We start from the raw sequence: 25,198 nt of genomic DNA, 5'->3' as shown, positions 1-25,198 counted from the left end.
CTGATGAATTCTTCGGAGGCAATCTAAGGAGATTTTAATTCAATTTTAATCTTGCGCTAATACTCCTCGTATACGATGAATATAATGCGGCGTGAAAGGAGTGATTCGAGTGTCCGACAAAAAGTGGAAGGTGCTCATTTTGTACGCCAGCTACGGAGACGGCCATATTCAGGTTTCGAAAGCGCTGCATGAAAGTTTTCGCCGTCACGGGGTGGATGATGTGCTGATGGTGGACTTGTTCGCCGAAGCCCACCCGGCGATCAATGCGATGACCCGATATTTGTATTTGAAAAGCTATAAAGTATTGCCCCAGGTATATGGCTGGCTGTATTACGGAACGAAAAAAATGCCGACAGATACGCTTATGGGCAAATGGATTTATTCATTCGGTTTTGGAAAGTTGAAAGAAATCATTATGCAGGAACGGCCCGATCTGGTGATCAATACCTTTCCCATGCTGGTCATGCCGGAACTGCGAAAAAAAACGGGAGTCGTGATTCCCGCATATACTGTTCTGACCGATTTCGAACTGCATTACAGATGGATCGATCCCTTGATCGACAAGTTTTATGTGGCTACGGAAGATTTGAAAGAGCAAGTTGCTTGCGTCGGCATTCCCGCACAAAAAATCAATGTCAGCGGCATTCCCTTGAAGGAATCTTTTCAGCAGCCGATTCGTACGGAAGAAGTATTTGAGAAATACGGGATTGATTGCGGCAAAAAAACCGTGCTTATCATGGCGGGTTCCTATGGCGTCCTGCAAGGATTGAAGGCGCTGTGCGAAAGCGTCACGGAGATTCCCGATACGCAGGTACTGATTGTTTGCGGAAAAAACAAACTGCTTTTGCACGAAATGAAGCACGCCTTCTCCATGCAGCGAGAGATCAAAATTTTCGGTTATGTGGATGAGATCCATGAATTGATGTCCGTTTCCCATTGTATGATAACGAAGCCCGGTGGAATTACCATTTCTGAAGCTCTGATCACCGAACTTCCGCTGCTGTTTTATCGTCCCGTTCCTGGTCAGGAAAGGGATAACGCGAATTTTTTGACATCCAAGGGAGCTGCGATGATTGCTTATAAGCCTGAAATGCTCACTGAGCAAATTAGGCAGATGCTTACCAACAACAAACTGCGGGATTCGATCAAACAGGCGATGCAAAAGCTGCGAAAAACCAATTCCGCAGAGACGGTGGTGCTTGATATTCTCAACGACATGGAATGGAAATCCCCAAACCGCACCTTGTTGCCTTTGACAAAGGGGGGGTAAGAACAACGTGTTCGAAGCGCGCTTTCTGCAAAAAGATTTTTTGTTGTTTGCTTCCTTATTATTAGTAGTAGAATTTGTTCGCGGTGCCCTGCTTGTTTCATTTTTGCCGATCTATGCGGAAAAAGTGCTTCATTTGCCTCTTTGGATTATCGGACTGGCCATTACCGCACATTATGTAATGGACACTGGTCTGAAAATTGCCATGGGATATTTGCTTGATCGATTCTCCATGCGATGGATTGCCTTTATCGGAATGATTATCTCTTGGATCGGATTATTTCAGCTCCAATATGCAGACAAAGGCTGGATGCTGGTTGTTTCCGCCGCTTTATTCGGCGCCGGAGCCTCGCCGATCTGGATCATCGGCTTGACCAAAGTGAAGCAGAATAACAGAGCGACCCAGATGGGATTTTTGTACACGGTTTGGCTGCTCGGAATGGGCCTCGGTCCGGTTGTCAGCAATTTTCTTCTTGATTGGAGCGCGGTTCTGACTTTCTGGTTGCTGTTAAGCGCGTTCGGCATTGGCTGCCTGTTGTCCGCCGGATTGGAGGATAACGGAATCAAACGCCAGGCTGACGACATTTATCCATTCCTCAATCAATGGCTCAGATTATGGATCAGATTGAAACAGATCAAGCCGTTGATTCCCGGAATGATTCTTCAGACGTTGGGAGCCAGCATGCTGGTGCCTGTCCTGCCCAGCTTCGTGGAAGATCGGTTGGGATTCGGCTCCTCTGAGTATTCATACATATTGATGACCGGCGGGGCATTTGCCATTCTCGGTCTTGTTCCAATGGGGAAATTATCGGATACCTACGGCAGAAAATGGTTTCTTGTTATCGGATTTATCGCATTTTCAATCTCGCTGCTGTTCATTACCAAAAGCAATTCATTAATTGAAGGCATCGTTTGGGCGATTGTGCTGGGAATTTCTTATTCCGCCGTTTTGCCGGCCTGGAATGCGATATTGTCCTATAATATCCCATCTTCCCAAGAAGGGATGGGATGGGGCGTTTTCTCCACCGTGGAGGGGATTGGCGTCATGGTCGGGCCCGTTGTTGGAGGAGCTTTAGCGAGCGGAATCAACACGGTGTTTCCGATTATCGTCAGTTCCGTGCTGTTTGCGACGATCGGACTCTTCTATTTATTATTTCCTTTCCACAAACTTCAGGGCAGGCGGATTTGAGCAGTTCCATCGGCATCCGACATGTTTCGCGCATGCCACTTCTTTTCCCGGGCGCCATTGTTGTGACCCAGGCCTAAACTGTTGCCGTAGACTTACACGGAATCGGTCTGTTAAGATAGAGGACGGAGAACGGCAGAACGGCATGGAGGGCATCATATGGAGCGTTACCGGGAAATCCGAACAGGGGAAAAAGGGGCTTGGCTCAGTCTTGGCGCATATGTTTTTCTGTCCGTGCTGAAACTTGTCGTAGGCTATGCTTCGGACTCGGAAGCCCTGACGGCCGATGGCTTGAATAACACTACGGACATCTTGGCCACAGTGGCGATTCTCATTGGCTTGAAGATTTCCCGAAAGCCGCCGGACGAGGATCATCCATATGGACATTTTCGTGCCCAGACAATTGCCTCGCTGATTGTTTCCTTTATTATGGCCGGAGTCGGAATTGAAGTTTTGATCCAAGCGATGACCTCTATCGTCCACGGGGGGACCTCCGTTCCGAACATGATGGCGGCGTGGACAGCTCTGTTCAGTGCTGTGCTCATATTCGCGGTACATCGTTACAACCTTCGTTTGGCCAGACAGATCGACAACCATGCGATTATGGCCGCTGCGAAGGATAACCTTTCCGATGCATTGGTAAGTATCGGCGCTTTTGTGGGTGTTCTCGGTTCCTGGCTCGGCTTGACTTGGCTGGACCCTGTAGCGGCGGTCGTCGTCGGACTGATGATCGTCAAGACGGCATGGGGTATTTTTTTTGAAGCCAGTCATACGTTGACCGACGGGTTCGAAGAGCAGCGTCTTGCACATTTCAAGAAGACGATTCTGCAAACTCCGGGAGTCGAAGCGATCAAGGACGTCCGCGCGAGAAAACACGGCAGTCTCGTGCTGGTGGACGTGACCGTGCAAGTGGATCCCGAGCTGAATGTGGTGGAAAGCCACTGCATTACTGAAGCCATCGAAGAGAAGATGAACCGTGAACACCGTATTGATCATGTTCATGTGCATATCGAGCCGAAGCAATAGCCGAAATCACGGAGCAGCTTTTGTATCGATGTTAAGGCAGGACGCCGAAATAATGAACGGCCATTTGATTAAACAAGTCGACATATCCATCGAGAGATTGTCCCTTTTTCGCATCCTGCGCAAAAACGTTCATCTGGTTGATAAATTCCCGGTTGGCGGAAATGTGGACTTCGCGCACATACGGTTTGTTCTTTCGGATAAGTTTGGCGATTTTCTGCTTTAGCTCAGTGGACAGATCCTCATGATCATACACCGTGAAATATGAGTTCGTATCGTTGACTAATTTGTTTGGATCCATATACTGGTTACCGGTGCGGGTATTGTACATGCCCCGGGAGTTACCGGTATTGTCCGTTTCCGGCTTTATGCCGACCCCGTTCATCCCGCTTGCCGAGCTATCGAGGACGATCGCGACGTAGGCGTTGATATCCGTCAGCATGACTATGGAACTGGAAATTCCGCTTATGTTGTTGACGGCTTCGCTTAATTCCCGACTGAATCTAATGCTGTGATTCTCGTGATTTCGTTTGCCCTTCATCATCAGCCCGTACATCCGGGGCTCCTTCGAAAATTCCTTTGTTTCGCTTCCGTAATCATATTCGCTGTTTTCGAATTGCTTCCTATAATTGCAACCGGTAAAGGCAAGGGTAACGAGAAGAAAGACGAGGATAAGTATGACTGTGGACATTGGCTTGGCCGAGCGTCGGAGAAAATGCGTCATTCCATCTGCCTCCTTGTTCAAGTTCGTTATGCTTAGGATTGTTTTTTTGCGGATAAATATACACGCTTAGATACTCTGCATAATTACTCCGTAATTTGGCAATTAACTAACATGGGGAAGGGTGTCAAGGAAGGGTGTCAACTCCGATCAGTGAAAGATGTTTTAAAGGATTAAGAACATTTTGTGAAGGTTCCTTAGGCAAGATTGACAAAAAAGTTTAACGAATTTATAGTAAATAAGGTGATTAGGCTTTTCTATGTAAGGTCATTCAAAGCGCCATAAGTAATGGTTGAAATAGATGACTTTCAAAACAGTGAAGTGGGGTTGATAATGGATGAGCAGGTGGAAATTTATTTGGCGTCTGACACCCCTGTTTGCGGTACTAGCATTATTGCTTTCGGGATGTCAGGGCGCTTTTAATCCTCAAGGTTCAAATGCCAAAGACCAGCTTTGGTTAATTGAACTTGCGTTCTTCATCATGATTTTGGTATTGGTCGTGGTATTCGGAATATTCTTTTATGTGATCATTCGCTTCCGCAAGCGCAAGGGTCAAACCGGTTATCCCAAACAAGTGGAAGGTAGCCACAAGCTGGAGGTCATCTGGACGGTCATTCCGTTTATCCTTTTGATGATTTTGGCGATTCCTACTGTGCTTCTGACTTTCCACTTTGCACAAAACGCAAACAACGATAAAGATGCCTTACATATTAAGGTTACGGCTCATCAATTTTGGTGGGAGTTTGAATACCCCGATCTGGGGATTCGGACGGCGGAGGACCTGGTTATTCCTGTCGGCAAGAAGATTTCTGTGGAATTAACCTCCGCAGACGTCCTCCATTCCTTCTGGATTCCCGAGTTGGCCGGTAAAATGGACACAAACCCGGGCATGGTCAACAAGATGTTCTTCAACGCGGATAAAGAAGGCGTATATAAAGGAAAATGCGCGGAATTGTGCGGCTCTTCGCACGCTTTGATGGATTTCAAGGTGGTGGCCAAGAGCGAGGCGGATTTCAATGCTTGGGCCAAGCAAATCAAGCAACCTGCCGCTATCTCTGCTGATGCTGCAAAAGGCGAAGAAATCTTCAAAAACAAATGTCTACAGTGTCATGCCGTAACGCCGGATCAGCGGGGATTCGGACCGAACCTGGCCGGTTTCGCAAACCGCAACACAGTTGCCGGATTCAGACCGAATGAACCGGAATGGATTTCCAAGTGGCTGACGGACCCGCAGGCTGTCAAACCGGGCACCTTGATGCCCAATGTGGGATTGAATCAACAAGAAGTATCCGAATTAGTCAAATATCTGCAGGAGCTTAAATAGCATGACAGCACTTGATCAAGGGGGTAAGACCTGTGTCTCATTCACATTCGGTTAAAAGATATCACGGACTGATGGATTGGCTGACGACGGTGGATCACAAGAAAATCGCGATATTGTATTTGGTGGCTGGAGGCTTCTTCCTTGCCGTCGGTGGATTTGAAGCGATGCTCATTCGCCTTCAGCTGATGTTTCCCGAAAATACATTTGTGGCCGCTCATACATTTAATGAACTCATTACCATGCACGGAACAACGATGATCTTCCTAGCTGGGATGCCGCTGTTATTCGCCCTGATGAATGCGGTAGTGCCTTTGCAGATCGGAGCACGTGACGTTGCATTTCCATTCGTTAACGCACTTGGCTTCTGGCTCTTTTTCTTCGGGGGTGTATTGATGAACATAAGTTGGTTCATTGGTACGGTTCCGGATGCGGGATGGACCTCCTATCCTCCCTTGGCCAGCAATACTTATTCCGGAATGGGCGTCAACTATTACGTCGTGGGTCTTCAAATTGCCGGTCTCGGATCTCTTATCGGGGGCATTAACTTTCTGGTGACGATTGTCAATATGCGTGCTCCGGGAATGTCTTTCATGCGCATGCCGCTGTTTACATGGACGATATTCATTGCGTCGGCGATCATTCTGTTCGCTTTCCCGGCGATTACGGTTGGACTGGTGCTTCTATTGTTCGACCGTTTGTTCGGCGCCAATTTCTTTGAAGTCGCCAATGGCGGCAATCCGGTTCTTTGGCAGCACATCTTCTGGATCTTCGGACATCCCGAAGTATATATCCTGATACTGCCCGCTTTCGGAGTCATTTCCGAGGTGGTATCCACTTTCTCCAGCAAGCGTTTGTTTGGATACAGCTCGATGGTCTTTGCTACCGTGCTGATCGGATTTTTGAGTTTCATGGTCTGGGCGCACCATATGTTCTCTGTCGGTCTCGGGCCGGTAGCGAATGCGCTGTTCTCCGTCGCCACGATGCTGATCGCTGTGCCGACCGGAATTAAAATCTTCAATTGGCTGTTCACTTATTGGGGCGGGCACATCCGATTTACTACAGCCAATCTGTTTGCATCCTCCTTTATTCCGACATTCGTTATCGGCGGCGTTACCGGGGTTATGTTGTCCGTGGCGCCTGCCGACTATCAGTTCCATGACACTTATTTTGTTGTCGCTCACTTCCACTACACGATTGTCGGAGGTTTAGTATTCGGAATTTTTGCAGGGCTGTTTTATTGGTGGCCCAAAATGTTCGGCCGCATGCTTGATGAGAGGCTGGGCAAAGTGACATTCTGGTTTTTCTTTATCGGGTTCCATTTGACCTTCCTTGTCCAGCATTTCCTTGGTTTGCAGGGTATGCCGCGGCGCGTATTTACCTATCTTAAAGGACAGGGATGGGATACCGAAAACATGATCAGTACAGTCGGTGCGCTGATGATGGGGATTGCTAGTATTGTGCTGCTGATTAACGTCCTGATTACATCATTAAAGCCGAGGAATGCCGATGCCGACCCATGGGACGGCCGGACGCTGGAATGGGCCATTCCTTCTCCGCCTCCGGAATACAACTTTGCGCAAACTCCGTTGGTCAGAGGATTGGATGCGCTGTGGGTTGAGAAAGAAGCTGGCAACAAGACCATTACGCCTGCTGAGCCGTTGGGACCGATTCATATGCCTTCACCGTCCATTCTTCCGTTTGTGATGTCCGTCGGGTTCTTTATCGCAGGTTTCGGGTTTATGTACGCGAAACATGAATTTGCGAACGGCATCGCGTCATTCCTCTTTGGAAACTATATTGTTGCAGTTGCCGGATTGGTTATCGTGTTGGTCAGCATGTTCCTGCGATCCGTATTTGATGACCACGGTTTTCATATCGAGCCTGAGGAATTGCAGGAAAAGGGGGTTAAAGCATGAGCAGTCACGCGGATTCGCACGGTCATGGCGGCGCGCTTCCTGAATATCCCGAAAAAGCTACATTGGAAGGCCGCAATAAACTTCTTGGATTTTGGTTTTTTCTCGGCGGGGAGTCGGTGCTCTTCGGCTCATTGTTCGCGACATTTATCGCACTGCGGGGTCAGGTACTGGATGGCCCATCACCGCATGAACTATTCAATTTGGCCACGGTTGCATTGGCGACATTCATCCTGTTGACCTCAAGCTTGACAAGCGTATTTGCGGTACAAGGCTTGCATCGGCATAATGTCAAAACGATTCAAATGTGGCTGGCCGTAACCGTCGTGCTGGGTCTGGCTTTCCTCGGATTGGAGATCTACGAATTCAACGAGTACGTTCGTGAAGGACACAAATTTACGACCAGCGCATTCAGTTCCTCATTCTACACGCTGGTAGGCTTTCACGGGGGACACGTACTGTTCGGTGTACTGTGGATCGGGCTTCTAATGGCCCAATTGGTCAAAAAAGGCCTGACGGTTGTAACGGCACCGAAAATTTACGTTGCCGCACTGTATTGGCACTTTGTCGATCTGGTTTGGGTATTCATCTTTACCGTTGTTTATCTGATGGGAAAGGTGGGATAAAGCATGGAAAACAATCATGCTTCTCAACAAGTCAAAAGGAATACGGCACATGAGGGGCCTAAAAATCATATAATTGCGTTCGCATTATCCATTGTGCTGACCATTCTCGCATTTATGACCGTAGGTTACAAAGATCAATTGGATCAGACCTTTGTTTGGGGATTCCTGATCATTCTGGCCATCATTCAGGCTACGATACAAGCAGTGGTTTGGATGCATTTGAAGGATCGCGGTCATATGCAGCAAAGAATTTTTATCATCAGCGGCGCATTTGTAGCATTTACAGCAGTTATTATGGGTCTATATTGGGTATGGTGGTAATGGGACAGGGGACAATCATTTGTCCCCTTTTTTACCACATTAAACGTCCATGCCAGTTTCATGCCTAGAATCTCAGTTCCCTGGAATTTTCCGAAAGGAGGCGTAAAAACGATGTTTGGACTGGAGTATTTTTCTTTTCGCGTAATATGGAGTCCGTTTTTTTTGTCCGTTGTACTGATAATCGCTTTGGTTTATTTGCTGTTGGTCGGTCCGTGGAGACATCGGTTTGAAGGATCAACCAAGGTCAGTTCCGGGAAAAAGGCGTGGTTTTTGGCCGGATTGCTGATTTATTACATGACCCAAGGCGGGCCAATGAATTTGCTGGGCCATCTGATTTTCAGCGTCCATATGTTGAATATGGCGCTTGTATATTTGGTTGTACCCTTGTTTATCCTACTGGGAATTCCGGGATGGCTGCTGCGCCCCGCGTTGCGTATCCAATGGGCTAAGTCGCTGCTGTATTCCTTGACAAATCCGATTATCACGGTGCTGTTGTTTAATGCGCTGTTTTCATTTTACCATTGGCCATCGGTACTCGATTTCGTCATGACTCATTTCATCATTCATCGCCTCTTTGATGCCATAATGCTGATCGCCGCTTTCATGATGTGGTGGCCGATCGTCACTCCGCTGCCGGAGACGGAACGGCTTTCGGATCTGCAGAAAATGGGTTATGTATTTGCCAACGGGGTACTGCTGACTCCGGCTTGCGGTTTGATCACATTTGCCGATCATACGCTGTACTCGACATTCTCTGATCCTAATGTTTGGGCTACGGCTATGGGCTATTGCGTGCCTGACGGAACACCGGCTGAATTGCTGTCCCAATTCAGCGGCGGTCCCAAGTTCTTCTTTATCCTGTCCGCTCTGGAAGATCAGCAGCTGGGCGGCGTCTTGATGAAGCTCACGCAGGAGGCCGTGTACGGCACAGTTTTGGCCTACATTTTCTTTAAATGGTATCGCAAAGAGAATCCGAAGCGGAATGAGATCGATCCGATTGACGAGCAATCGCTGGAACGTGTGGGCTATGCCGGAGGATCCGGCAAATAACGCAGGGAAGGGATAAGAATTGGCACATCTATTACCGACAATCAGCACCTTTTTTATTGTGATCAGCGCTGTGTTCATTGCGATCGGTTGGCGCCTGATCTTGCGCGGAAAGAAGCAAGAGCATAAAAAAGTCATGTTGTGGGGGGCTTTTTTTGCGCTTGTATTTTTTATCATTTATTTGTCGAAAACTGTTTTTATAGGGAACACAACCTTTGGCGGACCTGATCATTTGAAGCTCATCTATTTCATATTCCTTTTGTTTCATATTGTATTGGCTACGACTGCAGCAGTTTTCGGTATCACGACGATTCTGCTGGCTTTCAATGAAAAGTTTGCAAAGCATCGAAAGTTCGGAAGATTCACCGCAACGATTTGGTTCGTCACTGCAGTTACAGGGGTAACCGTTTATGTTCTTCTCTATCTTATGTATCCCGGTGGAGAGACCAAAGGTCTGATCGACGCGATTTTTACAAAATAAAGTTTATGTAATGTACTGCCTCGATCGATAACTACAAGAAAGCCCTTGAATCATCAACATTGATGGTTTAAGGGCTATTGATCGTTCGATGAATTTGAAAACAGTCTCTGCAGCGTCAAAGCAAGGTTCTTATCCGTGATTTTCCGTTCATAGGCGTCAATTCGTTGGTTCCAATTCTCCCGTACAGATTTGTTGAGCAGGACGGAAAGAATCTGCTGTTCGATGTCCGTTTCACGTTTCAAAAGGAAAACCAATCCTAAACTGCGCAAATGCTGCAGATTAAACTCCTCCTGTCCGGGAAGAGCATGAAAGATGAAGATCGGAAGTTTTTTGGAAATTGCTTCGCTCATGGTGACTCCACCGGGTTTGGCTACAATTCCGTCTGCTAGATCATACAGTTGGTTCATATCGCTGCGTGAGCGGATATAGGGAAAGGCCCTCAATAGCGGGTGATTCATTTGACTCAGTGTGTCGTACAATTCGAGATTTTTGCCGCAAAGCACCCAGTAGCGGATATATCCTGAAAGCCTCAGATTCCCGATGAGTTTGAGAATTTCCCCTGATCCCAAGCTGCCTCCGGAAATTAATAAATTTAAAGGAAAAGTGCTCTTGATTTTTTTTGCTTGCTCGGACCTTTGAATATGCGGATGAATTGGAATGCCCGTAATAAGTATCCGCTTCTCGGGAACCCCCTTGTCCATTAAATACTGTTTGAAATGCCAGTCTGGAACAAAATGATAATCTGCGTGCCGAATTCCCCAAATATCGTTAATAAAGTAATCGGTATATACATTGACTGTCGGAGCATGCAAGCTGTTAACGCTTTTCAAACGATTTAACAAATAAGAAGGGAGCGAATGGGTGCAGAAGATGTAATCAGGTTGTTCCTCAATTAACAAGCGTTCCATAAATTTAAGAAAAATGGCTTCATAAAGGTAATAATGATCCGTTTTTCTGCGATAGGCTAAATTCCGGTATATCCAGCTGTAGCTGCCTGGAAAGAAACCAATCCATTTCAAATAGGCAGCCGAAACCAGCGGCTCGATCATTTGATAACTATATTGTAAAATATCCACTTTCTTGCATGACGAACAGGAATGAACATCGCCAATGGATGTCATGAGTGCGTCAGCGGCTTGATGATGTCCGGATGAAATATTTAAAAAAGGCAATAACAAAATTTTCATCAGCTCATCTTCTCCATCGAATTTTTTATTTAGTTTAGATGAAAGTACGATTTTCATACGTGCCCGACTCCTGTAATTCCCATCAATAAATAACACGCCCCAAGAGAAAATAGGAAATACAACGCACAAAAATAATAAATCAAATGGGGAAATGGACAATGCGAATGAAATTGTTTTTTTTAACCATTTGGAGTTTATGGGATCCGGTTTACTATTTTTTTACAAGACTTTGCTATATTAACCGTGGATCGAGGAATATTTTCCGGATTCGACTCACCCGCTACAAAGGTCGTGAAGTGGAACTGTCTGACGGAACCCAAATAGCGACAAATGATCTGTTGGTCAAATTGCACCTTCATAATGTCATTCTGCTGAAAGAAACCTTAGGCATGAATCCGATTCAGCGGGCCCGTTATATCAAACGCGAGGTTGAACGCTCATTGCCCGAATTAGCCGACTATATCAGGGGATATAGCTGCTATGAGGAAATCAAGGGGATCATCGGGATCACTTTTCTGAATAAAGGGGTTCATCGTTTGGGATTTGAAACAGTTTCGATTGTTAACGGGTTTTATAAGTTGTATAAATTTCTAACATTGCTGCCGATTCTTTTATTATTTTCGATAAGTCCTTCCGTTCGTGAGTTGATTCACCACAAACCGATGTATTTGTTCATGACCAAACAAACGCTTGAACGAAAATACGGTATGCGCTTGCCCATGAATTACCGCTAACGTTATCCTTTCTTTTTTTCTATAATGAAAAGAAGAAAGGGGAAGCGATATGTTATCAACAGCTTTTATGGTATTTTTTCCGATGTCACTGATTTATTTTCTATATAGAGGCTATGCGAATACCCGCGATGTTGCGGTCAACCGGATTAGCTTGAATCATCAACATGCATCGGGATCGGGCGGACAGAGCCATAAGTTGAATGTGCTGCACATCTCGGACATGCACTTGGAGAATATTTCAATCTCTCCGGATCAGCTGTATGACAAATTAAAAGATGAAACAATTGATCTCATCGCTTTGACGGGGGACTTTTTGGACAGGAAACGCAGCATTCCCAAGATGGTCCCCTATTTGAAGGCGCTGAACAATCTGAACCCGGCTCACGGCGTTTATGCCGTTCTAGGAAATCACGACTACGTGCTGAGACCGGTACATTTGGATAAGTTGAAGCAAACGCTGGAGGAGCATAACTGCCGTACGCTGATTAATGAATGGCACTCGCTCCGTATCAAGGGAAATACCATCAATATTATCGGGATTGATGATTACAGCACGCGTCGCAGCGACATTTCCGCAGCTTATGAGGGGAAACCTGAGGGCTTTGACCTGGTGTTGACCCATGATCCGAATATCGTTCTGAACATGCGCGATATTTCTTTTCATTATTTGCTGTCCGGGCATTTTCACGGCGGTCAGATTCATTGGCCGAAGCCGTTTCATTTGCTGAAAATGGGAAAGCTGGTTCGTTTGAATATGATCAAGGGTCTGCATGTTTATCATGGAAAGCCGTTCTATATCAGTGAAGGATTGGGCCAGACGGGACTGAACATTCGAGTGGGATGCAGGCCGGAAATCACGATTCATCAGCTTCACGTTCCGTCCGTTTCCTTAGATGATCAGCAGACCGATGATGGCATTGTGGCATAAGATCACCAGTATGATTCCGGCTATTCATAATTAGAATAAGGAATGTCCACAATAATGAATAGGCGAATGGTGGTGATACTGAAGTGATGCAGTGGATGATGTCGTTGTTCCGCCAGGGCAATAACGGGTGGATGTGGAGACAGAATCGGCGAAGCAACCGCGGCAGGAATTTGAGCATAATGTCATTGTTAACCGTATTGACCGTCGGCGCCACCGCTCTCGGAGTAGCGAGAAAAAGAGCAGGCAACAAGCGGTAAAAACTTATTCTTCAGAACCCCACGCATCCGGTGGGGTTTTTATGTGGAAGGAGAGGGATATGCAAATCCGAGTGGTTACGTATAATATCCATCATGGCAAAGGAACCGACAGACAACTGAATCTTGACCGGATTGCGAATTTGCTGGGAGCTCTTAATGCGGATATCATCGGGCTGAACGAAATCGATCGTTTTTTTTCCAGGAGAAGCCGGTATATGGATCAAGTTGCTTTTTTGGCCGATAAGCTTAAGATGAATTTCGCATTTGGAGCGGCCGTTACTTTCAGACAGAAGCAAGCATCCATGCTGCGACAGTATGGCAGCGCCGTACTGACGCGTCATCCTATCGTGTTCAGTAAGAATCATTCCTATGATCGGCCCGGAATATGGGAAAGCAGAGCGCTGCTGGAAACCGGGATTGAATTGGAAGGGGAGCAGATTCGAGTGTTTACAACACATTTGAGTTTAAATCCATTGTCGCAGAAACAACAAATTTATCGGATGCTCGAACGAATTTCCGACACCGGAGAGAAGCCGGTTATTGCAATGGGGGATTGGAACATGAAGCCCGGCTCGAAGTCGTGGCGGACAATAACGGGGCAATTGAATGATGTATGCGGCCTTCTTGGACTGAATCGGAAAGAGTGCGCCACTTTTCCCTCTTTTCGTCCGGGTTTTCAGCTGGATTATATTTTTGTCAGCAGGCATTTCCAAGCTGTTGCTGCCGGGCCGGTACGCGATATCAGCCTGGCATCGGATCATCTTCCGTTGAGCGCGGAATTGAAAATGTTACAGCCGAATTTAACGGAGCAGATTTAATATTATCCGTTATTTCGTCACATACTGAGTGTGGTATGCTACGACAGCGGAGGTAGGAATAATGAAAAAAGTCATATTGCTTCTGGTTGATTCCCTGATGTCCCATGTCTTAGATAATTGTATCAGAGACCGCACCGTTCCGGCTTTTCAATTTCTGATCAGTAAAGGCAGATATTGGCCTGACTGCGTGACGGTATTCCCGACCATGACCGCTTCTGTGGACAGCTCGCTGCTGACCGGGGAATATCCGGATGTGCACCGGATTCCAGGGTTGATCTGGTATGAGCCGACGGAGAAGAAAATAGTGAACTACATAAACGGTTGGAAGTGTGTTCAAAAGCTCGGCGTGGCCAATTGCGTGGAGCATGTGCTGCACAACCTGAATGAACAGCATTTGAGCCCGGAGGTCACGACCATTTTTGAAGAATTGGAACAGCAAGGATTGACATCGGCTTCCATCAATGCGATTGTTCACAGGGCAAGCAAGAAACATAAAGTCCGTCTCCCGTTTTTTCCAGACATGATCACCGGCTTCCGATTTCACAATGAGGTGACAGGACCTGAGATTATGACACTGGGGGCTTTACTCGATACGGAAATCGAAGCGGGCATTCCCAAAACAGTTCAATCGGCAATGCAGAGGTATGGAATCAATGACGATTACGCCATAACCGCCGTTCGGAAACTTATCGAATCAGGGCGGCAGCCGGATTTCACGCTCGTGTATTTGCCCGATAACGATCATGAAGTACATAAGAAAAATCCGGAACATGCGGAAGAGTCGTTGGTGAAGGTAGACAGGAAACTTCAGACGATTCTGAACGCATTTGATTCATGGGAAGAAGCTGTCGAGCGTTGCGTATTTATTGCAATCAGTGACCATGGCCAAACAAGAATCGGCAAAAGCAAGGAGTACAACATTGATTTGGATTTCTTGCTGGAAGGCTATAAAGTTTTGCAATTGGACGAACAAGAGAATGACGGTCATGAACTGGTCGTCTGCAATAACGAGAGAATGGCATATCTCTACCCCTTGAAGTTGGAAAAAATGCAGGAAATCATCCGGACGCTGCAGCGTGAAACAAAAATCGATCTGATTGCTTGGAAACAAGATCGAGGCGTTATCGTGAGGGAAAGCGGATCTGGAAAGGAGTTGAGTTTTATACCTGGGGGCGATATGTTCGATGTGTACGGCAGAGCTTGGACCGTGGAAGGCTCGTTGGAGGTTTTGGATTTGAAGCTGGAGCGGGGAACCATCCATTTTGCAGACTATCCGGATGCTTTGTCCAGATTATACGGTGCGCTGTATTCTCAGGATACTCCAGTAATAGCAGTCACGGCTCGCCCAAGATATGAATTTAAGAGCCGATATTTCCCCCTTCATTTGAATGGAGGCAGTCATGGTTCCCTCCACAAATTCGATTCGGTGATTCCTTTGATTATTACGGGTACGAACATGCCCATTAAAGAGCCGACGCGATTGGTCGATATCAAGGAAATCGTTCTAAATCTTCTTCTACTTAAAAATGCAAAAAAATGACTAAATTTAAGAGGAATAGGACTTTTCTCTCTGCGCGAATCCAGATAATGGTGTATAATTTTTATCAGATAGACTGCCCCACTTGCCAAAAATTTCTTAAATTAAATTTTTTAACATTTAATGAGAAGGAACTTGAGGGGATATGTAGAATATCTCTTAGAAACTTATTTAATGGAATAAAATATAATCAATGGAGAATAATTCAACACATGGTTTATGACGGCATTATTTTGTCCCTTATTCTGGGACTTATTCGAAAAGGAAGCCTCAAGGGGCTGGCCCGGATCGAATTGAAATACGGATGGGTTTTTCCGCTGCTGCTGATTTTTCAAATCGGTGTATTTTATTTTCAGCAATCAAGCGATCTGATCGCGCGATTCAGCTCATATTCTTTCATGCTGGTGTATATCGTCGGTTTGATTTTCTTATGGTTGAATCGAGCATCTTCGGGATTTATGTGGATTCTTGCAGGGGTATTCCTGAATTTTTTGGCGATGGCCGTGAACGGAGGGAGAATGCCCGTTTCCGTGGACGTTGCCGCAAAGGTGTTGGATCCTTCTTACATACAAGAATTAACCGGAGGATTATATGCGAAACATGCGGCCATGAGCGATTCGACCTTGCTCGGGTTTCTTGGCGATGTAATCGCATACAATCGGCCTTATTTAGGGCCTCAGGTGATCAGCATCGGCGACATCATCATGAATATTGGAATCTTTATCTATATTCAATTTTTAATGGTTACCGACAAAACACACATAAATTCTTCCTATGTAGACTCTATGGGGAGGTGAAACCATGAAAAACAAATTCGAAGGAATCAAAATCAGCAATTTGATTTACAACCTTCTGATCGTCGGTTCAGTCATCGTAGCATTAACTTCCGGATTTAAATTTGGCGGTTGATAGAAAAAAAAGGGAGAAGTTGAATAAACTTCTTCCTTTTTTCTTGCGTGATCGCTCATCATCGGATTAGCCTCGGCAGAGGTTTTTTATCGAAAGGTTGAAGACATATATGAATGATTTGACAGTCAGAAATTTATTGAGAATATTTCAGAAAACCGAAAACCGGTATCTTCTGGCCGTTTGCGCAGTGGGCACTGCTTCATATTTGAGTATTTTTATTTCTCAAAGGGAATCAGTTACTTTTAATGATGAATGGTTTATGGGAATATCATTGGTTCTTGCCATCGTCATTTTGAACTATTATATTTTTCAGCTCCCTCCTGAAGGAAACTATCTTTCTATGGATTCCTCCGTGTATTTGGCGAGCATTTTTGTGTTTGGACTGCATTATACGTTAACTTTGCTTTTATACAGTTCAATTGTATACGCGCTGCTGGCCAGAAAGATTGCCTTATGGAAGCATGTCTCCAATTTTGCGATATACAATATGATGATCATCGGAGCCAGTTATATATATCAACTTTCCGGCGGAGTTCCGGGTCCGATGGATTTCCATCAAATTCACGCTTATGTCTTGTCCTTGAGCGCATATTTTCTATTGAACGTATTTATTATCGGCTTGTATTATTTGATAACCATAAAAGGCAATTTGATGAACGTCTATAAGGGCATCATTAAAGAAACGATTTCGGGATATGTCAGCACGCTTCTGTTGTCGTTGATTTTGACCATTATGATCACCACGTATCAAATATACGGACTCATTCTTTTATTGCTGGTGACGATCTTATTGTCGATTGCCTTTAAGCAGTTGTTTGCCCTGTACAAGGAAGTATCGGAGAAGGCGATAAGGGATCAACGAACGGGGCTGTATAACCATGGTTATTTTGAGACGGTAATGGAGCAGGAATTGACCAAATCCAAGGAACTGCAGCAGCCGCTCAGTTTGACGATTATGGATATCGATGATTTCAAGAAGTATAACGATGCTTACGGGCATTTGAAAGGTGACCGTCTGCTTGAATTTTTTGGAGCATTGATCAAGGAGGAATGCGAAACCAACGGATTATTCGCCGCTAGATATGGGGGGGAAGAATTTACGATTTTGCATCCGAATAGCTCGGAGGCCGAGGCGTTTTCATTCGTCAACAGACTGAGAAAGAAATTGAACGATACGTTCTTTGAAGGGGTCGAAGTATTTCCGCATGGATGCATCTCATTCTCAGCCGGAATCATTGGCTTGAAGACGGGGATTTACGATAAGTCGCAATTTGTCGACATGGCCGATCAAGCCTTGTATTTCGCTAAAGCTCAGGGCAAAAACCTGGTTCACATCTATGATGACCAAAGCGTTGTGCAGAAAACCTTCGACATTGAGCGCGAAATCAGCGAGATCGAGCATCAGCTGAAGATCTTTTTATCCAAGGACGTGTATACCTACCAGCACAGCAAACGCGTTTTTGAATATGCCGTAGAGATGAGCGAAAAAATCGGTCTGAACGATTATGAAAGGAAAATGCTTACTCTGGGCGCATTGTTCCATGATATTGGGAAGCTGGAAATCCCGCGCGATATTCTCAATAAGAAGGGCAAGCTCACCTCCGAAGAATGGGAGATCGTAAAGAAGCATGTGCTTTGGGGCAAGGAGATCGCATCCACGAACCAAAGGCTGAAGCATTTGATTCCGCTCATTGAGCTTCATCACGAACGATATGACGGAATGGGATATCCGCATGGCTTGCACAGCAACGAGATTCCAAAGCTGGCGAGGATTCTCACGGTAATCGATTCCTTCGATGCCATGACTACGGAAAGGCCTTACCAAAAGACAAAATCATTCGATGAAGCATTTTCTGAAATTCGCATGCATTCCGGAACGCAATTTGATCCGGAGATCGTGGAGCCGTTTATCGAAATGATTATGGACAAATTTTATTGGAAACGAAATATCTTGAATTCCGAATTGAAGACCGCGCAGGAAATCTGATTGGAAGACATATGGTTCCGGTTGGATGGAGAAAGACCGTCAGGTGATTCCCTGACGGTCTTCCGCATCACTTGAGCGGTTTATATAATGCTTGAGAACGGCTTGTTCGGCAAGTAGTGAAGCGTCTTGATGAACCGGATCGTCCTGGTTTTCGACCGCATGACGAGCGAATGGGTTTCCGCGCGCTGACCCGATAAATATTTCACACCGTCAAGGAAAGATCCGGGTGTGATGCCGGACGCCGCGAATATGACGTCTTCCTCTCCGACCATATCATGCATGGTCAGGAGTTTGCGCGGATCATCCAGGCCCATCTTGACGCATCGGTCAAACTCCTCATCGTTTGCCGGCAGAAGACGTCCCTGAAGCTCTCCGCCCAGACAAGACAGCGCCGCAGCGGCAAGCACGCCCTCCGGTGCCCCTCCGATACCGATATACAGGTCGATGCCGGTTTCCGGGAAAGCGGGAGCCATGGCGCCGGCAACATCGCCGGCGCTGATGAATTTGATGCGTACGCCCAGGGATCGCAACGTATGCACAAGATGGTCATGCCGCTCGCGATCGAGAATGGTTACCGTCAAGTCCGACAAGCTTTTATTGAGATGCTTCGAAGCTTTTTGCAGAGTCAATTCCAGCGGATCGTCCAAGCTTAATTTTCCAGCCAAATCCGGCCCGCATGCCAATTTATCCATATACATGTCCGGCGCGTGAAGCAGGTTCCCTTTTTTGGCGATCGCCAAGACCGAGAGGGCATTGCTCAATCCTTTGACGACCAGTTCCGTACCCTCCAGAGGATCGACGGCAACGTCAACCTCGGGTCCGTCCTGATTGCCGACCTGTTCTCCGATATAGAGCATCGGCGCCTCATCCATTTCTCCTTCACCGATGACAACCGTTCCTTTGATTGACACCGAGTCGAACATGCTGCGCATGGCAACGGTTGCCGCTTGATCCGCACTGTATTTGTCGCCCCTGCCCATCCATCTTGCCGATGCGAGCGCCGCCAGTTCGGTTACACGGACAACTTCCAATGCCAATTCACGTTCCAAAGCCGATTCCTCCCCCACGGATTAAATAATGTGTCATATTGAATAAATATGACACATTAAATATTGTATCTATTTTAATAATATGATATGTTGTAAGTAAAAGCAATCATTCGGGAGGTTTCTAATGGAAGCGTACATTGGGATTAGTGGAATGGGAAGAATAGGCAGACTTGTTTTGAGAAAAATGTTCGATTCGGAGGCAACTGCAGCGACAGTCAAAGCCGTGAATTCAACATATCCGGCCGCTACCATTGCACATCTGTTGAAATATGACACCGTTCATGGAACCTGGAAAGCCGATATTCAGGCAGAAGAAGATCAACTTATCATCAACGGCCATATAATCAAAATGATTTATGAGAGGGATCCCGCACAGATTCCTTGGGCGGCATACGGAGTAAAGACGGTTATCGACGCCACGGGGAAATTCAACAACCGTGATGGAGCCGGGTTGCATCTTAAAGGGGGAGCGGAGAATGTCATCATTTCGGCTCCGGGTAAAAAAATGGATCTGACGGTTGTCATGGGAGTAAACGATCATCTTTATGATCCCGAGAAACACAAGCTGATTTCCGCAGCTTCCTGCACCACCAACTGTCTTTCTCCGGTGCTGAAAATTTTGGATGACGCTTTTAAGGTCCGTCAGGGCTGGATGACGACGGTTCACGCTTACACCAATGATCAAAGGCATCTGGATAATCCGCACAAAGATTTAAGAAGGGCTCGGGCTTGTGTGAATTCGATCATCCCCACTTCCACAGGCGTCCGTGAGGCGCTGGTGGACGTCCTGCCGCATCTGGCTCCGGTCGTACAGGGGATGTCGCTTCGTGTGCCGACTCCTGATGTTTCCCTGATCGATCTGACTGCGGAAGTGGCTGAACCGGTTACCGTCGAGCGGCTCAAAGAGGCGTTTCGCAAAGCCTCCGAGGGTAGCTTTGCGCCTTATGTGGAATTTAATGAAGAGCCTTTGGTTTCCTCCGACTACGTGGGTAACGATAAATCGGCGATTGTGGACGGATTGTCGCTGATGGCTTTCGGAAACCAGGTAAAAGTGCTGGCTTGGTATGACAATGAATGGGGGTACGCTTGCAGGGTGGTCGATTTGGCCGGCATGGTTCATTCGAAACGCCAGCAAAGGAGTGAAGGGGAATGGTGCGAAGTCGGAGTGTAACCGAAATGGGTTTGATCGTGTGCAAAACCTGCAATGAAATTATCGATTCGGTGGATACTGAGAAAGTGACGGTTTACTACGGCATATGCAAAAAAGAAGAGTGTCGGCAAGGTGAAGCGAAAAAGGGGGAATTCGACTGTGAATAACCAGCGGGTATATCATTTCCAAGAAGGAAATGCCGGGATGCGGGAACTATTGGGAGGAAAAGGAGCCAATTTGGCCGAGATGACCAATGCGGGACTGCCCGTTCCTCCGGGCTTCACCGTGACGACAGATGCGTGCCGCGAGTTTTATGAAAAGGGCGGACAATTAACGGATGAAATATTTAATGAAATTAAACAAGCCGTTAGGCTGCTGGAGCAGAAAAAAAGGCAGGAATTCGGCAATCCGGATCGTCCGCTCCTCGTTTCCGTCCGCTCCGGTTCGGTGAATTCGATGCCGGGCATGATGGATACCATCCTGAATCTCGGGTTGAACGATAAAACCGTGCAGGGATTGGCGCAATCGACGGAAAATGCCAAGTTCGCCTTTGACAGCTACCGCAGGCTGATTCAGATGTTTGGGAACGTCGTGTTTGGAGTCGAAGGGATTTATTTCGAAAATCTGCTGCACAGCCTGAAAGAAAAGTATGGATTGGAGCAGGACCGCGATGTTTCAGAAGAACAGTGGCGGGAGCTGATCGGCCAATACAAATCGCTGATCCTTGAAAAAACGAGAAGAGAATTCCCGCAGGACGTCTATGTCCAATTGAATTTGGCCGTAGAAGCGGTTTTTCGTTCCTGGAACAACCAGCGCGCGAAAGTGTACCGCAAGGTGCATCAAATCCCGGACCATCAGGGTACGGCGGTAAATATTCAATCTATGGTTTTCGGCAACTTGGGCAATGACAGCGGGACAGGCGTTGTTTTTACCAGAAATCCGTCTACGGGTGAAAAGTCGCTGTTCGGCGAGTATTTGATCAATGCCCAGGGAGAAGATGTTGTCTCCGGCGTAAGAACACCGATGCCGATCAGGCAGCTGGAGATGGAAATGCCGGAGGTATACGCTCAGCTGCTGGCAACGGCTCAGCGTTTGGAACAGCACTACAAAGACATGCAGGATATCGAATTTACGGTGGAAAAAGGTCGTTTGTTCATCTTACAGACACGCAACGGAAAAAGAACGGCCCAGGCGGCAATGAAAATTGCCGTAGATTTGGTGCGCGAAAATGTGCTCACACCCGGAGAAGCCATACGGCGCATAGAGGTCAGTCATCTTGACCAGCTGCTGCATCGGGCGATTGATACGGAAGCGGCTCTGGAAGTATTGGCTACAGGTCTTCCGGCGTCACCGGGGGCGGCGACGGGGCAGGTCGTGTTCGACGCCGATACCGCAGAGGAATGGGGACGCTCCGGCAAGCGAGTGATTCTGGTCAGCATGGAAACGACTCCTGAAGACATACACGGCGTGCTTGCGGCGGAAGGCGTTTTGACAAGCCGGGGCGGAATGACCAGCCATGCCGCCGTGGTCGCCAGAGGCATGGGCAAGCCTTGCGTATGCGGCTGCGAAGACATTCGCATTCAATCGGGGTTGTTTACCGTTGACGGACAAATGATTCGCGAGGGCGATTGGATTTCGATCGACGGAGCGAGCGGAAGAGTGATTCGCGGAGAGGTGTCGCTCAAGGACCCGGAGATTTCGGAGGAGCTTTCCGAACTGCTGGCTTGGGCGGATTCGATTCGCAAACTGAAAATTTTCACGAACGCCGATAACCCCGAGGATTCGGCCAAAGCCAGGGAATTTGGCGCGGAAGGCATCGGATTGTGCCGCACGGAGCACATGTTTTTCGGAGCGGACCGGCTTTCTGTTGTGCAGGAAATGATCCTGTCGGATACATTGGATGAGCGCCGAATCGCATTAAATAAGCTGCTTCCTTTTCAGCAGGGCGATTTTGAAGGGATTTTCCGGGCCATGAACGGACTGCCGGTAACCATTCGGCTGCTGGACCCGCCGCTGCATGAATTTTTGCCGGATATGGAAGAATTGATCCAACAATCCGTGGAATTGAAATATGCGCAGAAAACCGAGGAAACGGTCAAGGAACTGGAGCGCGTGGAGCAGCTGCTCCGCAAGGTTCGGAATCTGCATGAATTTAACCCGATGCTGGGTCAGCGCGGCTGCAGGCTGGGTATCTTGTTCCCCGAAATCTACGAAATGCAGGCGGAGGCGATTTTCCGCGCGATTTTGACCTGCCGCGGCGAGGGCATCGAGGTGCTGCCGGAAATCATGATTCCGCTGGTCGGACACGAGAAGGAACTGAAATTGATGCGCGAATTGGTTGAACGCAAAGCGGAAGAGGTGCTTGGCGAGGAGAAAGAGGCAATTCCCTATAAAATTGGCACGATGATCGAGGTGCCTAGGGCCGCGTTGACGGCTTCCAAAATTGCCCAACACGCCGACTTCTTCTCTTTCGGAACTAACGATTTGACGCAAATGACGTTTGGATACAGCCGCGATGACGCGGAAGGAAAGTTTTTGACCCATTATTTGGAGGATGAGCTGCTTTCGACCAATCCGTTTCAGGTGCTGGACGAGGATGGAGTCGGCATGCTGATCGATTGGGCGGTAAAGCAAGGCCGTTCGGTGAAGCCTGAACTGAAGACCGGAGTATGCGGAGAGCACGGAGGCGATAAACAGTCCATTTTCTTCTGCCACAAGACGGGACTCGATTACGTGAGCTGCTCGCCTTACCGTGTACCGCTTGCCCGCATTGCAGCGGCTCAGGCGCAATTGGAATTCGGATCCGCAAGCACAGCCGCAAACGGTCGAAATAAGGTCGCGACGACATCCTAGGAGTCTGCAAACGGGTGCGTCCGACAGGCCTCAAGAGGGTCTGGCGTATGCATCCGTTTTGCGGTATGATAACAGAATCATAACCTTATTTCGACAATATCCGTTCATTTTGCCGTAAGGGAGTGAGGGATCATCGTATTATCCGCCCGTCAGACGGAAATTGTTCAGCTCGTGAAGGGCAATGCCCCCATTACCGGCGAACAAATTGCCGATTTATTAGGATTAAGCCGCCCGACGATACGCTCGGACTTATCGATACTTGTCATGTTGGGTTATTTGGATGCAAAGCCCAAGGTCGGATATTTTCCAGGGAAAGTCATCTCCGAAGAAGGGAAATCGTCCCATCTGCTGTCGGATCTGAAAGTCAAGGACGTTCAGGCCATGCCGGTCATCGTCAGGGAGACGACTACCGTACATGATGCGGTGGTGACGCTGTTTCTGGAGAATGTTGGAAGCCTGATCGTCACCGATGCCGAAGGGCTGCTTCTCGGGGTTGTTTCCCGCAAGGATTTGCTGAAGGTGACGTTGGGCAATCCGGCAGCGGGAACGATGCCGATTAGTCTGGTCATGACCCGGCAGCCGAATATCATCACTGTGACGCCGGAGGATACGGTGCTGGATGCGGGACGCAAGATGCTGTCCCATCAGGTCGACAGCTTTCCGGTGGTTCAAAAGGTTGACGGCCAGCACGGAAGCGATAAAATGGAAGTGGTCGGCAGAATTACGAAAACCACGATGGTCAAGGTGCTTGTGGATTATGCCTTTCATGCGGAATATTGAGTTGGAGCGGACCTGCAAGGAAAGGAACATCATTGGACCCAAGGAGGAAATGGAGATTGGCTGAGCAACAACAAATCATATATATATGTTCCGATTCGGTGGGTGAAACGGCGGAAGCAGTGGTTCGGGCGACCATTCGCCAATTTGACGGCAGTCAGGTCAAGACGAAAAGGATCGGACATATCAAGTATGAAGACGAGGTCAAAACGATCCTCGAGGAGGCGTCGCAGAACGGCGGATTTGTCGCGTACACGCTTGTCCAGCCAGAACTCAGGGAAATGATGAAGGAAGAGTCGATTCGTCTCGGTGTCAGGGCCGTCGATATCATGGGACCGATGATGCAGGCTTACATCGATACGTTCAACGACTCGCCGAAACGCAAGCCGGGGCTTCTTCACGAAATGAACGAAGATTACTTCAGGCGCGTCGAAGCGATAGAGTTTGCCGTTAAGTGCGATGACGGAAGGGACACGCATGCCATGCTCCAGGCCCATATCATCCTCCTTGGCGTATCGCGGACCTCGAAGACGCCGCTCAGCATCTTTTTGGCCCACAAAGGGTATAAGGTAGCCAATTTTCCGCTTGTCCCGGAAGTGAAGGTTCCGCAGGAGCTTTATGAATCACGGGCCGTCAAAAAAATCGGACTGTCGATGGATGCCGAGCAGCTGCTGAAAATCCGGCAGGCCCGGCTGAAAACCGTCGGTCTGCCGACAGGCGCCAAATATGCCACCCTGCAAAGAATCAATGAAGAATTGGAATATGCGGAAGCGGTCATGAAGAAAGTCGGTTGTCCGGTGATTAATGTGACCGACAGAGCAATCGAAGAAACCGCCGGCATCATAATGGAATATCTGTAAGATGAAACCAGGGCCATGACCTCCCGGATAAGGGGGTCATGGTTTTTATCATTAATTTTTATGAAATTTATAAAAAAATGTTTCGATTATTCCGAATTTGTAATACAATGTAGAAGGAAGCGGCGGCGAAGTTCGGCTGATTAAGTAACTTTTTTCACAAGCAAGCAGGCTGTCCGGTTTTCACTCGGCAAAGGAATTGCCTCTTCAAACAAAATGACGCTGGAAACGCTGCCAAGTAAGTGT

24 protein-coding genes are annotated in these 25,198 nt (G+C 47.4%); 21 read left to right on the top strand and 3 right to left on the bottom strand.

Going from position 1 to position 25,198, the window contains the following annotated elements:
• Positions 1 to 109 precede the first annotated feature (109 nt).
• From VF724_RS11695 to VF724_RS11685, 3 genes are all read left to right on the top strand, one after another.
• On the top strand, positions 110 to 1,270 hold the full coding sequence (locus VF724_RS11695) for an MGDG synthase family glycosyltransferase (protein ID WP_371754427.1): 1,161 nt from the start codon (positions 110 to 112) through the stop codon (positions 1,268 to 1,270).
• A gap of 7 nt (positions 1,271 to 1,277) precedes the next feature.
• Positions 1,278 to 2,456 carry an MFS transporter gene (locus tag VF724_RS11690; protein WP_371754426.1) on the top strand — a complete coding sequence of 393 codons (1,179 nt, stop codon included), beginning with the start codon at positions 1,278 to 1,280 and terminating at the stop codon, positions 2,454 to 2,456.
• A 156-nt stretch (positions 2,457 to 2,612) separates the two neighbouring features.
• Entirely contained in the window at positions 2,613 to 3,479 is an 867-nt protein-coding gene (locus VF724_RS11685; RefSeq protein ID WP_371754425.1) for a cation diffusion facilitator family transporter, read from the top strand.
• Positions 3,480 to 3,510: 31 nt separating this feature from the next.
• On the opposite strand, the gene VF724_RS11680 is transcribed toward VF724_RS11685, so the two are convergent.
• A complete protein-coding gene (locus VF724_RS11680; protein WP_371754424.1) occupies positions 3,511 to 4,200 on the bottom strand; it encodes a YhcN/YlaJ family sporulation lipoprotein in 690 nt (229 codons plus the stop codon).
• 334 nt (positions 4,201 to 4,534) lie between these two features.
• On the opposite strand from VF724_RS11680, the gene coxB reads away from it, so the two are divergent.
• From coxB to VF724_RS11650, 6 genes are all read left to right on the top strand, one after another.
• Positions 4,535 to 5,521, top strand: coding sequence for a cytochrome c oxidase subunit II (gene coxB, locus VF724_RS11675; RefSeq protein WP_371754423.1), 987 nt, complete (start codon positions 4,535 to 4,537; stop codon positions 5,519 to 5,521).
• Between the two features lie 32 nt (positions 5,522 to 5,553).
• On the top strand, positions 5,554 to 7,437 hold the full coding sequence (gene ctaD / locus VF724_RS11670) for a cytochrome c oxidase subunit I (protein ID WP_371754422.1): 1,884 nt from the start codon (positions 5,554 to 5,556) through the stop codon (positions 7,435 to 7,437).
• Positions 7,434 to 8,060, top strand: a complete 627-nt coding sequence (locus tag VF724_RS11665) for a cytochrome (ubi)quinol oxidase subunit III (RefSeq protein ID WP_371754421.1) — start codon at positions 7,434 to 7,436, stop codon at positions 8,058 to 8,060. Before ctaD ends, VF724_RS11665 begins: the two co-directional genes overlap by 4 nt.
• A 3-nt stretch (positions 8,061 to 8,063) precedes the next feature.
• A complete protein-coding gene (locus VF724_RS11660; protein WP_371754420.1) occupies positions 8,064 to 8,381 on the top strand; it encodes a cytochrome C oxidase subunit IV family protein in 318 nt (105 codons plus the stop codon).
• 111 nt (positions 8,382 to 8,492) lie between these two features.
• Positions 8,493 to 9,431 (top strand): cytochrome c oxidase assembly factor CtaG, encoded by a 939-nt coding sequence (gene ctaG, locus VF724_RS11655; RefSeq protein ID WP_371754419.1) that lies wholly within the window; start codon positions 8,493 to 8,495, stop codon positions 9,429 to 9,431.
• A 19-nt stretch (positions 9,432 to 9,450) separates the two neighbouring features.
• The gene (locus VF724_RS11650; protein WP_371754418.1) at positions 9,451 to 9,909 is read left to right on the top strand and encodes a DUF420 domain-containing protein; all 459 of its coding nucleotides are present in this window, start codon (positions 9,451 to 9,453) and stop codon (positions 9,907 to 9,909) included.
• A 74-nt stretch (positions 9,910 to 9,983) separates the two neighbouring features.
• Here the strand turns inward: VF724_RS11650 and VF724_RS11645 are convergent, their stop codons facing one another.
• Entirely contained in the window at positions 9,984 to 11,096 is a 1,113-nt protein-coding gene (locus VF724_RS11645) for an MGDG synthase family glycosyltransferase (RefSeq protein WP_371754417.1), read from the bottom strand.
• 143 nt (positions 11,097 to 11,239) lie between these two features.
• On the opposite strand from VF724_RS11645, the gene VF724_RS11640 reads away from it, so the two are divergent.
• The 7 genes from VF724_RS11640 (at position 11,240) to VF724_RS11610 (ending at position 18,266) form a co-directional block, all read left to right on the top strand.
• Complete coding sequence (locus VF724_RS11640; protein WP_371754416.1) at positions 11,240 to 11,830, top strand: YkoP family protein; 591 nt, start codon at positions 11,240 to 11,242, stop codon at positions 11,828 to 11,830.
• Positions 11,831 to 11,879: 49 nt separating this feature from the next.
• Entirely contained in the window at positions 11,880 to 12,758 is an 879-nt protein-coding gene (locus VF724_RS11635; protein WP_371754415.1) for a metallophosphoesterase, read from the top strand.
• Between the two features lie 83 nt (positions 12,759 to 12,841).
• A complete protein-coding gene (locus VF724_RS11630) occupies positions 12,842 to 13,015 on the top strand; it encodes a hypothetical protein (RefSeq protein ID WP_371754414.1) in 174 nt (57 codons plus the stop codon).
• A 59-nt stretch (positions 13,016 to 13,074) separates the two neighbouring features.
• Complete coding sequence (locus tag VF724_RS11625; RefSeq protein ID WP_371754413.1) at positions 13,075 to 13,833, top strand: endonuclease/exonuclease/phosphatase family protein; 759 nt, start codon at positions 13,075 to 13,077, stop codon at positions 13,831 to 13,833.
• Positions 13,834 to 13,894: 61 nt separating this feature from the next.
• Entirely contained in the window at positions 13,895 to 15,373 is a 1,479-nt protein-coding gene (locus VF724_RS11620; protein ID WP_371754412.1) for an alkaline phosphatase family protein, read from the top strand.
• Between the two features lie 209 nt (positions 15,374 to 15,582).
• Positions 15,583 to 16,167 carry a DUF5317 domain-containing protein gene (locus VF724_RS11615; protein WP_371754411.1) on the top strand — a complete coding sequence of 195 codons (585 nt, stop codon included), beginning with the start codon at positions 15,583 to 15,585 and terminating at the stop codon, positions 16,165 to 16,167.
• A gap of 371 nt (positions 16,168 to 16,538) precedes the next feature.
• Complete coding sequence (locus VF724_RS11610; protein WP_371754410.1) at positions 16,539 to 18,266, top strand: bifunctional diguanylate cyclase/phosphohydrolase; 1,728 nt, start codon at positions 16,539 to 16,541, stop codon at positions 18,264 to 18,266.
• Between the two features lie 80 nt (positions 18,267 to 18,346).
• Here the strand turns inward: VF724_RS11610 and glpX are convergent, their stop codons facing one another.
• Positions 18,347 to 19,315 (bottom strand): class II fructose-bisphosphatase, encoded by a 969-nt coding sequence (gene glpX / locus VF724_RS11605; protein WP_371754409.1) that lies wholly within the window; start codon positions 19,313 to 19,315, stop codon positions 18,347 to 18,349.
• 124 nt (positions 19,316 to 19,439) lie between these two features.
• Here glpX and gap point away from each other — a divergent pair, with 124 nt between their 5' ends.
• The 5 genes from gap to VF724_RS11580 all read left to right on the top strand — a co-directional run bounded on the left by gap (position 19,440) and on the right by VF724_RS11580 (position 24,955).
• Positions 19,440 to 20,486 carry a type I glyceraldehyde-3-phosphate dehydrogenase gene (gene gap / locus VF724_RS11600; protein WP_371754408.1) on the top strand — a complete coding sequence of 349 codons (1,047 nt, stop codon included), beginning with the start codon at positions 19,440 to 19,442 and terminating at the stop codon, positions 20,484 to 20,486.
• Positions 20,465 to 20,632 carry a GapA-binding peptide SR1P gene (locus tag VF724_RS11595; RefSeq protein ID WP_371754407.1) on the top strand — a complete coding sequence of 56 codons (168 nt, stop codon included), beginning with the start codon at positions 20,465 to 20,467 and terminating at the stop codon, positions 20,630 to 20,632. The genes gap and VF724_RS11595 overlap by 22 nt, the downstream gene beginning before the upstream one ends.
• Entirely contained in the window at positions 20,625 to 23,318 is a 2,694-nt protein-coding gene (ppdK, locus tag VF724_RS11590; protein ID WP_371754406.1) for a pyruvate, phosphate dikinase, read from the top strand. The genes VF724_RS11595 and ppdK overlap by 8 nt, the downstream gene beginning before the upstream one ends.
• 129 nt (positions 23,319 to 23,447) lie before the next feature.
• Positions 23,448 to 24,098 (top strand): helix-turn-helix transcriptional regulator, encoded by a 651-nt coding sequence (locus VF724_RS11585; RefSeq protein ID WP_371754444.1) that lies wholly within the window; start codon positions 23,448 to 23,450, stop codon positions 24,096 to 24,098.
• 56 nt (positions 24,099 to 24,154) lie between these two features.
• Complete coding sequence (locus VF724_RS11580) at positions 24,155 to 24,955, top strand: pyruvate, water dikinase regulatory protein (protein WP_371754405.1); 801 nt, start codon at positions 24,155 to 24,157, stop codon at positions 24,953 to 24,955.
• Positions 24,956 to 25,198: the final 243 nt, after the last annotated feature.

It is taken from the genome of Ferviditalea candida, from assembly GCF_035282765.1.
GTDB classification, from domain to species: Bacteria; Bacillota; Bacilli; order Paenibacillales; family KCTC-25726; genus Ferviditalea; species Ferviditalea candida.
The sequence above is the reverse complement of the archived record's forward strand: the minus strand, read 5'-3'. Positions and strand labels throughout refer to the sequence as shown.